Origin of the sequence: Microbacterium allomyrinae, assembly GCF_020682705.1 — a bacterium.
In the GTDB taxonomy this organism is placed as follows: domain Bacteria; phylum Actinomycetota; class Actinomycetes; order Actinomycetales; family Microbacteriaceae; genus Microbacterium; species Microbacterium allomyrinae.
In genome coordinates, this window is sequence record NZ_JAGTTN010000003.1 from 28563 (window position 1) to 40698 (window position 12136).

General features: G+C 71.0%; 9 protein-coding genes. All 9 read right to left on the bottom strand.

What is annotated here, in order from left to right; translation table 11 throughout:
- Positions 1-61: 61 nt before the first annotated feature.
- The 9 genes from KEC57_RS09905 to KEC57_RS09945 are packed head-to-tail and all read right to left on the bottom strand — an operon-like array spanning position 62 to position 12114.
- Positions 62-1483 carry an amidase gene (locus tag KEC57_RS09905; protein ID WP_229384458.1) on the bottom strand — a complete coding sequence of 474 codons (1422 nt, stop codon included), beginning with the start codon at positions 1481-1483 and terminating at the stop codon, positions 62-64.
- Entirely contained in the window at positions 1480-2499 is a 1020-nt protein-coding gene (locus KEC57_RS09910) for a phosphotriesterase family protein (protein ID WP_229384459.1), read from the bottom strand. Before KEC57_RS09910 ends, KEC57_RS09905 begins: the two co-directional genes overlap by 4 nt.
- A complete protein-coding gene (locus KEC57_RS09915) occupies positions 2496-3833 on the bottom strand; it encodes an amidohydrolase (protein ID WP_229384460.1) in 1338 nt (445 codons plus the stop codon). The genes KEC57_RS09910 and KEC57_RS09915 overlap by 4 nt, the downstream gene beginning before the upstream one ends.
- On the bottom strand, positions 3830-5563 hold the full coding sequence (locus KEC57_RS09920) for a gamma-glutamyltransferase family protein (RefSeq protein ID WP_229384461.1): 1734 nt from the start codon (positions 5561-5563) through the stop codon (positions 3830-3832). The genes KEC57_RS09915 and KEC57_RS09920 overlap by 4 nt, the downstream gene beginning before the upstream one ends.
- Entirely contained in the window at positions 5560-7092 is a 1533-nt protein-coding gene (locus KEC57_RS19095; protein WP_229384462.1) for a GMC family oxidoreductase, read from the bottom strand. Before KEC57_RS19095 ends, KEC57_RS09920 begins: the two co-directional genes overlap by 4 nt.
- Positions 7089-7736 carry a cysteine hydrolase family protein gene (locus KEC57_RS09930; RefSeq protein ID WP_229384463.1) on the bottom strand — a complete coding sequence of 216 codons (648 nt, stop codon included), beginning with the start codon at positions 7734-7736 and terminating at the stop codon, positions 7089-7091. The genes KEC57_RS19095 and KEC57_RS09930 overlap by 4 nt, the downstream gene beginning before the upstream one ends.
- Before the next feature lie 27 nt (positions 7737-7763).
- Positions 7764-9230: an aldehyde dehydrogenase family protein gene (locus tag KEC57_RS09935; protein ID WP_229384464.1), complete on the bottom strand. Its 1467-nt coding sequence runs from the start codon at positions 9228-9230 to the stop codon at positions 7764-7766.
- A gap of 27 nt (positions 9231-9257) precedes the next feature.
- On the bottom strand, positions 9258-10784 hold the full coding sequence (locus KEC57_RS09940) for a glutamine synthetase family protein (RefSeq protein WP_229384465.1): 1527 nt from the start codon (positions 10782-10784) through the stop codon (positions 9258-9260).
- Positions 10777-12114, bottom strand: coding sequence for a Rieske 2Fe-2S domain-containing protein (locus KEC57_RS09945; RefSeq protein ID WP_229384466.1), 1338 nt, complete (start codon positions 12112-12114; stop codon positions 10777-10779). The genes KEC57_RS09940 and KEC57_RS09945 overlap by 8 nt, the downstream gene beginning before the upstream one ends.
- Between the last annotated feature and the right edge of the window lie 22 nt (positions 12115-12136).

Consider the following 12136-nt stretch of genomic DNA (forward strand, 5'->3'; position numbering starts at 1 on the left):
ACGCCGCCCGCCGCCGATCAGCACGATCGGCGGCGGGCGGCGGCGGGCGGCGGCGCGTGGACTAGGACTGCGGGTGGCGCGCGGTGAGCCCGAGCACCCGTTCGAATCCGGCGGTGTGCGAGAGCAGCTCGAACTCACCGCGATTGCGGCCGACCACCTGCATGCCGACCGGAAGCCCGCCGCTGAAGCCGGCGGGGGTGACCACGACCGGGTGCGCCGTCACCGTGATGCGGTTGGCGAGCATCTGCCAGCGGAAGTAGCGGTCGTATTCGACGTCGCCGACCCGGCGCACCCACTCGTCTTCGGCCGGCGGGGCGACCACGGGCGTGGCCGGGGTGACGATGACGTCGACGTCGTCGAACAGACGCTCGGTGCGGCGGTAGACCTCGGTGCGGACGGCGAGCGCGTCGGCGAGATCGGATGCCGTCACCCGCTCGCCCTGGCGGATGTTGCGCAGCAGGTCCGGGCGCAGGCGTTCGGGGTGAGCTTCCGCTTCGCCGCGATACGACGCGTAGAAGTTGAACATCTCGATGGTCTCCCATGCCCGCTCGGCCCCGGAGAGCGCCTCATCGAGGTCGAGATCGACCACCTCGTAACCGGCGGAGACGAGCGCGGCACGGGCGTCGCGCAGCACGGCTGCGACTTCCGTGCTGATCGGCACGCCGGCGGCATCCGGATTCCAGCCGACCCGTACTCCGCGCGGCCCGTCGGCGGCCACGTCGGCGAAGTGCGAGGCGTCCTCGGCGATCGACATGGGCGCCATCGGGTCGGCACCGGCCATACCCGCCAGCAGCAGCGCGACGTCGTCGCTGGAGCGGGCCATCGGGCCCAGCACGCCGTGCGCGGTCCACCCGTTGCCGAGGCGACCACTCGCCACGCGGCCGGGCGTCGGCCGCATTCCGACGACGTTGCAGAACGAGGCCGGGTAGCGCAGGCTCCCGCCGCTGTCCGAGCCGTCCGCGATCGGGAGCATGCCGGCGGCCAGCGCCGCCCCCGCTCCGCCGCTCGACCCGCCGGCGTGCCTCGAGAGGTCCCACGGGTTGCGGCACACGTCGTGCACCGCGCTGAAGGTGAGCGTGCCCAGACCGCCCTCGGGGGTGTTGGTCTTGCCGATGATGATCGCGCCGTTGCGCCGCATGCGCCCGACCACCATCGCGTCAGCGGTCGCGGGAGCAGCGTCGGCGTACACCGCCGAGCCGTGGGTGGTGGGCAGCCCTTCGACGTCGAGCAGGTCCTTCACCGCAGTGGGCAGACCGTGCAGCACGCCCACCTCGTCCCCGCGGGCGACCGCGGCATCGGCCTCGCGCGCTGCGGCGAGCGCAGCCGATTCCGGGATCATCGACACGATCGCGCGCAACCGCGGATTGGCTTCCTCGATCCGGGCAAGATGCGCGCGCATGACCTCCTCGGCGGAGATCTCGCGGGAGCGGATGCCGTCGGCGAGCGCGCGTGCGCTCCACCAGTGCAGCGGCGTGTTGGTCACGAGATGTACTCCGTTCGGTCGAGGAGCTCGGCAGGGGTCCGCACGAGCATGGTGTGGAGGCGCTCGTCCGAGACGCCGAGACGATGCAGCGCCGGTGCGACGCGCTTCACCACGTGCCCGTAGCCCATGCCTCCGTGCCGCGAGAGCTGCCCCTTCGTCCACACCGAGCACGACAGCGTGACCGCGGCGTTCGGGCGGTCGTCGAGGAGGCGGGTCAGGAAGTCGAGCCGCTCGGTGTCGGTCGCATCGCGGGCGCGGTCGGCGAAGTGGTGCTCGCTGCCGAAGGCGAACTCCACGACGGCGCCGGTGTCGCTCACGTCGCGGACGTAGTCGTCGTCGAGCACCTTGTCCATGTTGCAGAACAGGATGCGTGACGCCGGCAGTCCCTGTCCGGTCAGGATCTCGGCGACCTCCGGCCCGCGCCGCGCGGCGCCGTCGAGTCGGATGGACACCGCGGCCCCCGCCTCCGCGGCGGCGCGCGCCGCGGCACGCAGTGCACGCCGCTCCGCGGGGGTGATCTCGGCGCTGGTGCCCATGAGCCCGAGAAGGCCCGCCCGGAAGCCGGTGCCCGGGACCTCCTCGGTGAGCGCGCGCGTGAAGGCGCGCTCGACGTCCGCTTCGGCGAGATCCCGCCAGGGCGCCGGCAGGGTCTTGTCGATGTAGGTGCCGTAGGCGGCGACGATCCGCACGCCGCTGGCGCGCGAGATATCGGCGAGCCGCGCATGCGACGGACCCATGCCCCACGACGTCGCCTCGACGATGGTGCCCAGTCCCGCCTGCGCTGCCCCCGAGAGCTCGGCGACCGCGTCGGGCTCGCTGTCAAGGGTCAGGTTGTCGGCCAGCGACATCCAGCTCCACCGCAGGTCGCCGAGGATCTCGGGCCGGATCGGCCCCTCCAGGGCGGCGCCCTCGCGCGTGGGGCGCAGCAGATGCCGCGAGTCGGTGAGCACGTGCTCGTTCGTGGACACCACGCCCAGCTCCTCGGGCGCGACCGGGCCGAGCACCGTCTCGATCACGAGTCGCCTCCGTGCACCGTGCGGCCGCCGACGTCGGTGCGTCGTACCGCGAGCGTCCGCAGGTCGTCGGTCGCGACCGTCCGGGGGTCGTCCGACCACAGTGCCCAGTCCGCCAGCATGCCGACGCGGATCGCACCACGATCCCGCTCGGCGAGGCTCGCATACGCGGCGCCGGTGGTGTAGCCCGCCAGCGCCTCCTCGATCGTGATGGCTTCGGCCATGCTCAACGGCTCGTCCTCTCCGGCGATGCGCCGTGTGATGGTCTGCCACATGAGGTGGCGCGGGTCGAAGGCGAAGAACGGGCCGTCCGAGCCGAGCGCGAGCACGGCGCCGGCGTCGAGCCACGAGCGCACGGGATTGGCGCTCTCGGCGCGGTCCCCCAGCTTGGCGCGCAGACCCGCCCCGTTGTGCCAGATGATCGACGGCTGCAGCGAGGCGATCGTCCCGATCTCCGCGAGAGCCCGGATCGCGGCGTCTCCCGGCTCGAGGTAGGCGTGGATCGCCTGGAACCGCCGCGCGGCGACCGCGTCGCCCGCCGTGGCGTAGGCGCGGGCCAGCAGCGCGACCGCGCCGCCACCGACGGCGTGCGTGCCGACGCCCCAGCCGTGCGCGCCGCACCACTCGACGAGGCGCGTGAAGTCGTCGTCCGAGAGGCGCTGCAGTCCGGTGTAGCCGCTGTCGTCCCACGGCTGCTCCAGCAGCGCCTGGCCCTTGAGCGCCTCGCCGTCGGCGTACACCTTGATGGGGCCGATGCGCAGCATGTCGTCGCCGAAGCCGGTCGAGACGCCGGTGCCGTCGAGATGCTCGATCGCGGCGTCGACGTCGGGGAAGCGGGGCGTCCCGATGTCGAGGAACGGCATCGCGACGGTGCGCATCGTCAGCAGTCCGCGCCGATGCGCCTCCTGGTATCCGCGCATCTCGTCGATCGTCACAGCGGGGTCGATGACGCCGGTGATGCCGAGCGAGTGCAGCAGCGGCTGGACTCGCTCGAGCGCGCGGATCCGGTCCTCGAACGGCGGGTCCTCGGGCCCGTCATCGTGGAAGCTGTCCCGCATGCGCTGCATATAGGTGTCGACGTCGTCTTCGTCCGAGACGTAGTCGAGCGCCTTGAGCCCCGCGCGCTCCATGTGCATGTGCGCGTCGATGAGTCCGGGCAGCACGACGCCGTCGAGCTCCTCGAGGCCGGCATCCGGAACTGCGGTGCGCACGGCGTCCACCGTGCCCACCGCGACGATGCGCCCGCCGTGCACGGCGAACGCCTCGGCGTCGGGCGCGGCGGCATCCATCGTCACGATCGGTGCGACGTACACGGTCGCCGGCGCAACGGCGCTCATGCGACCACCGCCTGCGCCGGCTGCCGCGGATCGGCCGCCGACTCCAGGAACCCGGTCCGTGCATTGCGGTAGATCGCCTCGACGGCCGCCGCGTCCCGGGTGAACGGCGCCCATCGGCGCACGTCGTGGCCGCGGCGCTCCAGTTCGGCGTAGACCCCCTCGTCGAAGCGGTCCTCGAGGAACACGTGAGCGGCGAGGTAGTCGAACGGGGCGAACGAGTTCGGGAAGCTCCAGGTCGAGAACCGCGGCGCGTTGACCGCCTCCTGAAGGTCCATGCCGAAATGGAACGCGTTGAGGAACACCTGGAGCATCGCCTGCACCTGCATGTCGCCGCCCGGGCACCCGAACGGCATGACGCTGCCGTCGTCGCGCACCGCGATCGCGGGGTTGGGAGTGAGACGCGGCCGTCTGCCGGGGCCGACGCCGGACGGATGCCGGGGGTCGGGCCGCGACTGCAGCCCTCGCAGCGACGGGACGAATCCGGTGCCGGGGATCACCGGCGACGTGGACGCGCCGTCGGAGGGCGTGGCCGAGAAGGCGTTCCCCCATCGATCCACGACGCACACGTAGCTGGTGCCGCCTTCGCCGATGTGCCGCACCTCGTCTGCCGAGATCGCGTCGGGCAGCATCTGGCTCTCGCCGAAGAGGGCCGGCGGCAGGCCGTCGTACGCGCGCTGCGGATCGATCGCCGAGGCGCGGGCGGCGATGTGGGAGTCGCCGAGCAGCCGGTCCAGCGGTACGTCGACGAAGCGGGGGTCGCCGAAGTGGTGCTCCCGGTCGGCGAACACCGCTTTGAGCGCCTCGATCACCGTGTGCACGTACTCGGGGCTGTTGTGCGGCATCCCGTCGATGCCGATCTCCTCGAGGATCAGCAGCGCCTCGGCGAGGATCGGGCCCTGGCACCACGCACCGCAGGTGTAGATCGTGAAGTCGCGCCAGCGCGTGGCGACGACGTCCTCGTAGCGGGAGCGGAACTCCGCGAGGTCGTCGGCACCGAGGTAGCCGCCGTTCTCCTCGTGGTACGAGACGATCCGGCGCGCGATCTCGCCCTCGTAGAACACCGCACGGGCGGCCTCGAGTCCGGCGATGCGGTCGCCGCCCGCTGCCACCGCGGCCGCTTCGGCATCGATCATGAGCTGGATGGTCTGCGCCAGATCGGTCTGGACGAACCGCTCGCCGACCGTCGGCGGACGGCCGTCCGGGAGGTAGATCGCCGCGTTCGACTCCCATCTGCGATAGCCCGACTGCCGCTTCTGGATGCCGTCCGCCAGCAGCGGGTGCACCGCGAATCCGTCGCGCGCCAGCCGCATCGCGGGCGTCGCCACATCGGCGAAGCCCATCGTGCCGAAGTCGCGCACAGCGGTGATCCAGGCATCGGGAGCGGCGGGTGTCACGGTGCGCAGGAGCCCGGTCGGGATCTCGCCGTCGTGCTCGCGCACGAAGAGATCGGCGGGGATGCGCTTCGGCCAGACGCCGAGTCCGTCGATGCTGACGGTCGCGCCGTCCGCCATGCGGATCATGATCGGCGCGACGCCCGCGAAGTTGACCTCGTCGGCATGGAGCACGGCGAGGGCCATGCCCGCGGCGCAGCCCGCGTCGATGGCGTTCCCGCCGGCTTCGAGGAGGGCGAATGCCGCGGAAGACGCGAGGTAGTGCCCCGAAGAGACCGCGTGCGTGGTGCCGTACAACGTCGGGTTCGGCGACGGCCAGAGCGAGGGTGTGGCGGTCATCGGGTCGTCTCCTCAGCGTCCTGCAGCAGCATCCGTGCCACCTTCTCCCCCATCACGATCGCCGGCATCGCCGTCGTCGCGCGAGGCACCGTCGGCATGATCGCGCAGTCGGCGATGTGCAGGCCCTCGATGCCGTGCACGCGGGCGCGGGCGTCGACGACCGCGAGCGCGTCGTCCTCCCGCCCCATGCGGCACGTCCCGACGGGGTGCCAGTAGTTGTCGGGGTTCGCGTAGAGGTGGGCGCGGAGCGCGGCCGGCTCGAGCGTGTCGGGTCCGGGGTGGATCTCGCGCCCGACCCGACGTGCGAGTGCGGGCGAAGCCGCGAGCTCGCGCAGCATCCCGGCGCCTTCTGCGAGGATCGCGACGTCGACGCCCTCGGGATCGGTGAGGAAGCGATGGTCGATGAGCGGCTTGCTCTCGGGGTCGGCGTCCTGCAGGCGCACCGAGCCGCGCGAACGCGGCTGCAGCGCCGACAGCCCCACGCTCCAGCGCTTGCGACCGGTGAGATGCGTCGGGCTGTAGGGCAGGAAGTGGAGGTCGAACGCCTCGGTCTCGAAGCTCGACGCCGCCTTGCCCATGGCCTGCTCGTCGGGCGCCCAGCCGGCATCCCGCGCGCGCTGCATGTCGCGGGCCATCTCGTCCGACCCCTCCCAGCTCATCAGGAGGAAGGGCTGGTCGTGCAGGTTCTCGCCCACACCGGGCAGATGCTGCACGATCGGGATGCCGAGAGGGGCGAGCTGCGCGGCAGGTCCGATGCCCGAGCGGAGCAGGATCGTGGGCGAATTGTAGGCACCGCCGGCGAGGACGACGGTGCCCGCGCGCACGATGACCGTCTCTCCATGGCGGCGGACCATGACACCTGTCGCGCGGCCGTTCTCGACGACGACCCGGTCCACCAGGGCGTCGCCGGCGATGGTCAGATTCGGGAGTCCGCGCACCGGGTCGAGGTACGCGAACGCGGAATTGACCCGCACGCCGTCTTCGATGTTGACCGCTTCGGGCGCGAACCCGGCCGACTCGTCGAGGTTGTTGAGGTCGGTGAGGCGCGGCATCCCGACGGCGGGTGCGGCGTCGTACCAGGCGTCCTGCCACGGGGTCAGCTCATCGGCCCGGTACAGCCGGACCCGCATGCGACGCATGCCCTCCTCGAACAGGGGGACGAGGTCGCCGGTGCTCCAGCCGTCGAGTCCCGCCTCGGCCCACGCGTCGTAGTCGCGGCGATGCCCCCACGTCTGCGTGCAGCCGTTCATGTCGGACGAGCCGCCGATGGCCCGGCCGCGGTCGAAGCCCACGGTCCAGGGGTAGGTCGCGCCGGAGTCGTACCCCCAGTCGTGCGAGCGGCCGAGTCGTGCCGCGTCGACGAGGTCGGAGGGCCACGCCGCGCTGCCCTGCGGTCCGAAGTCCGGCCCGGCCTCGAGCACGAGCACCGCGTGCCCCGCTTCCGCCAGGCGGGCGGCCACGACGTTGCCCGCGGTGCCGCCGCCGACGACGACGTAGGCGACCTCGCCCGGAAGCCCGGCGGCGGTCACGGGCCGACCCGCACGGCGTCCGCGGCGAGGCGCGCGTCGATCGAGCCGCGCACGTCCTCGGCGGTGACGAGGGCGTCGCGCTGCAGATAGTGCACCGCGGCGAGCGCGTTGTCGTGAGCCTGCTGCGTCGATCCGGCGACGCAGTCCGTGACCACCCGCACCCGGTAGTCGTGCTGATGGGCGTCCACCGCGGTGTAGTGGATGCAGACGTCGGTGAGACCGCCCACGAGCAGAACGGTGTCCGCCTTGTAGGCCTTCAGCACGATCTCGAGCTCGGTGCCGAAGAACGCCGAGTAGCGGCGCTTGCGGATCACGAACTCCTCGGGCTGCGGGTCGAGCCACGCGGCGATCTCGGTGTCGGGGTCGCCCTCGATGCAGTGCGACCCCTCGGCGCCGTCCAGCTCTCGGCCGATGTCGACGAGCGAGCGCTTGTGCACCTCCTGGATCCACACCACCGGGATGCCGGCATCGCGGCATCGATCGACGAGTCGGCGTACCCGGGCACGCCGTTCCTCCCTGCCCGTCATCAGGATCGGGATGCCGCCCTGGTCGGGCGGGGTCTGTCCGGCGCCGCCTTGGATGTCGACGACGATGAGCGCGGGGTTGCCCACGATGCGCGCGGGGTCGGTGGGGGTGTCTGTCATGTCTCCTCCTTCGGCGGGTTGCGGACGTCAGGCCTCGGGAATCGCGATCACGACGCTCTTGGGCTCGAGGAATCCGCGGAGCCCCTCCTCGCCGAGGTCGCGCCCGAGCCCCGACACACCCACGCCGCCGAACGACAGGGCGGGGTCGAACACGTTGTAGGTGTTCACCCACACCGTTCCGACGTCGAGCGCTTGCGCCATGCGGTGCGCGCGCCCGACATCCTTCGTCCAGACGCCGGCCGCGAGGCCGTACGGGGTGTCGTTCGCGATGCGCACGGCGTCGGCTTCGTCCTCGAACGCGATGATGCCGACCACGGGCCCGAAGATCTCCTCGCGCGCGATGGTCATGTCATTGGTGACGTCGGCGAAGAGGGTCGGCTCGACGTAGAAGCCCGGCTCGCGGGTGCCCCCGCCCGCGACGAGGGTCGCGCCCTCGTCGACGCCGGTGCGGATGTATCCCAGGATGCTGTCCCGCTGCTGGGCGGACACGACCGGTCCGACGGTGATGCCGCCGTCCAGACCGTCGCCCATCGGGACCTTTCGCACCGCTGCCGCCATGCGCTCGGTCATCTCCGCGAGGATCGAGCGCTGCACGAGCAACCGGCTTCCGGCGGTGCACATCTGACCGGAGTGCCCGAACGATGCCCGCATCGCGGTGAGCACGGCGGCGTCCAGGTCGGCGTCCTCGAACACGATGTTCGGGTTCTTGCCGCCGAGTTCGAGGGTGACGCGAGTGAAGTCCTCGGCCGCCGCGTGCGCGACCGTCCGGCCCACCTCGGTCGAACCGGTGAAGGTGATCTTCGCGATGCCGGGATGCTCCGTCAGCGCGGCGCCGACGCGACGGTCGCCGGTCAGCACGCTGACCACGCCATCGGGCACGCCGGCGCGCTCCAGGATGCGCGCCATCCGCAGGATCGACAGCGGCGTGTACGAAGCCGGCTTGGCGATGACCGGGCAGCCCGCCGCCAGCGCGGGCGCGACCTTGAAGGATGCGGTCATGAACGGGAAGTTCCACGGCAGGATGATCGCCACCGGGCCCACCGGCTCCATCGTGGTGTACACGTGGTGCGCGCCGCCGTCGATCGGCACGACGGTCCCGCCGATGCGGGAGGGCGCCCCGGCGAAGTGGCGGAACGTGCGCGCCGCATTGGCGACGTCGGCGCGCGAGCGCTCGATGGGCTTGCCGTTGTCGCGCGTCTCGAGGATGGCGATGTCCTCGAGGTCCTCCTCGATGAGGTCGGCCACCCGGTTCAGGATGCGCGCGCGTTCGAGGGGGGCGATCCCCCGCCACCGCTTGTCGGCGTGCGCCGCGACGGCGGCATCGACCGCCGCGTCGATGTCTGCGCTCGTGGCCTGCGCCACCGTCGTGAGCACCTCGCCGGTGGCGGGATCGGTGACCGCGTGCAGTTCACGGTCTGCGGCGGGCACCCATTCGCCGGCGCAGAAGAACGGCTCGTAGGTCGGGAGCGCCTGGACGGCGGCTCTGATGCTCATGTTTCCTCGCTATCGGGGTCGGGCGGTTCAGAAGATGTCGAAGTACTCGCGCTGCTCCCAGTCGGAGACGTGACGCAGGTAGCGGGCGAACTCGGCGCGCTTGATCGTCGCGAACCAGTCCACCACGACGTCGCCGAGCGCCGAGCGGAATGCCGCGTCGGCGACGAGCGCATCGACCGCTTCGCCGAGGGAGCTGGGCAGCGCCCTGGCGACCGCGTTGTACGGGTCGTCGGTCGGAGCGGGCGGGATGAGACCGCGATCGATTCCGTCCATGCCGCTGATGAGCTGGGACGCGATGTACAGGTAGGGATTGGCGGCCGGCTCGCCCGACCGGTTCTCGAGGCGCGTCGCCGGATCGCCGTAGCCGCCGACGGCACGCACCATCGCGCCCTTGTTGTCGATGCCCCAGGCGATGCGGTCCGGGGCCAGCGAATTCGGCTGGTAGCGCTTGTAGCCGTTGACCGTCGGCGTCGTGAAGGCGGCGGCGGCGGGGGCGTGTTCGAGGACCCCGGCGAGATACGACGCCCCCGTCAGCGACATCGACGCGCCCGGCGTCTCGGGCATGAACACATTGGTGTTCGCGGTGTCGGTCAGGGACTGGTGCAGGTGCCACCCGGTCGACGCGCCTTCGGTCCCCTGCGGACGCGACATGAACGTCGCGTGGTATCCGAGACTCGCCGCGATCCGGCGCACCGCGCTGCGACACAGCACGATCGCATCGGCGATCTCCCGGGCGGGTCCCGCCTCCATCGTCAGTTCGAACTGGCTCGGGCCGAACTCCAGCTCTATCGAACGCAGGGGCAGATCGAGCAGCGTCAGCCCCCGGTAGAGCGCGTCGACGAGAGGCTGCATCCGATCGAGGCCCTCTTCGTACAGCAGCTGCGATCCGCGCGTGGTCGGCCCGGTCACGCGCGCGGCGCCCGGGCGGCCGGGTGCGCCCAGATGCGCATCGGTGAGGTCGGCGTCGTCGGCGCGGTACACATGGAACTCCAGCTCCGCGCCGACCGTCAGACCGTAGCCGCGCGATGCGAGAGCGGTGAGCTCGTTGCGGAGGATCGAGCGGGTGCACAGCGGCACCGGGGATCCGTCCGGAAAATGGACGTCGCACAGGATCCAGCCCGTCTTCGACGCCCACGGGAGCACGCGGAACGTCGCGGGATCGGGCACCAGCACGATGTCGCCCGCGCCGCTGAACCCGTCGACGCCGACGCCGGTATCCGCCGAGAACACCGAGTACACCGACTGCCCGGAGGTGTCCTTCAGCAGCAGCGAACTCGGCGCGGTGACGCCGGAGCGCATCGAGGCGGCGATCCCGCCTCGCGTGATCGTCTTGCCTCGCAGCACGCCGTGCTGATCGACGAACGAGAAGCGCACCATCTCGATGCCGAGCTCGTCCACGACCCGCCGCATCTGACCGGCGGCCGCATACTGCGCCTCGCTCCACAGCGCGTGGCGTCCGATATAGCCCTCGCGATCCTTCGCGAGCATCGGGCGCGCAGAGACGCCGCCGCCGCTCTCCGCGACGGGTCGCTCGTCGACGTTGCGCTCACGCATCGACCGGCTCCTCGACGTTCGCGCGCGGCCCTGCCCACGGTGAGGCGTCCCGTCGCTCCTGCTCGCGCTGGACCCAGCGCGATTGCCAGGCGTCGTTCGCGGCGACGGTGTCCATCGCGATCGGACCCGTCAGCTGCGCGGCCTGCTCCTCGCTCACGGGGTGAGAGGGCGTCTCCCCTCCCGCGGCGAAGGAGTCGATCGCCCGCAGGAGCATCCGGCGGTTCGCCGTCACGGCCCGGTCGGAGATTCCCAGGCGCTCGACGGTGCGATCCTGGATCGTGCCCATGCTCTCGACGGCCCACTGATCGTGGACGTTGATGTCCAGCCCCATGCCGGTGTAGGTGAGCTCCTTCTGCTCCTGCGGGTCGAAGCCCCAGTTGTTGCTCCGGTTGCGCACCGGGCGGTAGTCGGGCAGCGACACGCCTTCCAGCCGCTGCTGAAGGAGCGTGTCCTTGTCGGTCGGCTCGGCGAAGTCGTACCAGATCATGTACCAGTACGAGTTCTCGTCATCGATCGGCACGTGCCACTGTGTGAACACCTTCGAGTTGCCGAACGGCACGACGAACGCGTTGGGGAACAGCAGATTCGTCACGCGGACGTGCTTGATGTCCTCGGTGAGTTGCCGGAGGGCGTAGACGCGCAGCCCGTGCTCGGCGCTCTCGACCTCGATGTCGGGGCGGTTGCTCTCGCCGACGAGCATCGAGAGCTTCTTGCCGGTGCCCTCGACCTCCTCCGCGAACTGCTGCCCGTACATCTCGCGCGGGTCCTCCTGCATGAAGCGGTGCAGGAACGACACGTGGCTGGGGTCGATGCCGCCCTCGAGACCCTGCAGCCAGTTGCACTCCCACAGGCCCTTGAAGGCGAAGGTGTACTCGTCCGGCGCCACGAAGCAGTCGTAGTGCGGGAAGGGCGGCGGATCGCCCGCACCCATGTAGGTGAAGATGATCCCGTTCTTCTCCACGCACGGATAGTTCGAGATGCGGATCTTCCCGAGGAACTGACTGTGATCCGGCTCTGCGGGCTGCTCGACGCATCGTCCTTGACCGTCGTAGAGCCACCCGTGATACAGGCACCGGATGCCGTCCTCCTCGAGGCGTCCGTATGAGAGATCGACCCCGCGGTGGGCGCAGTAGCGACTGATGAGCCCCCAGCCCTCGCGCTTCTTGAAGAGGACGAGGTCCTCCCCCATGATCCGCACGGCCTTCACCGGGCGCTCTCCGGGCATCTCCGAGACGAGGGAGGCCGGCTGCCAGTACGACCGCAGCAGGTTTCCCAGCGGCGTTCCCGGCCCGGAACGGGTGATCTTCTCGTTGTCTTCCTGCTTCAGCATCGCGACTTACCCTTCGGTATCC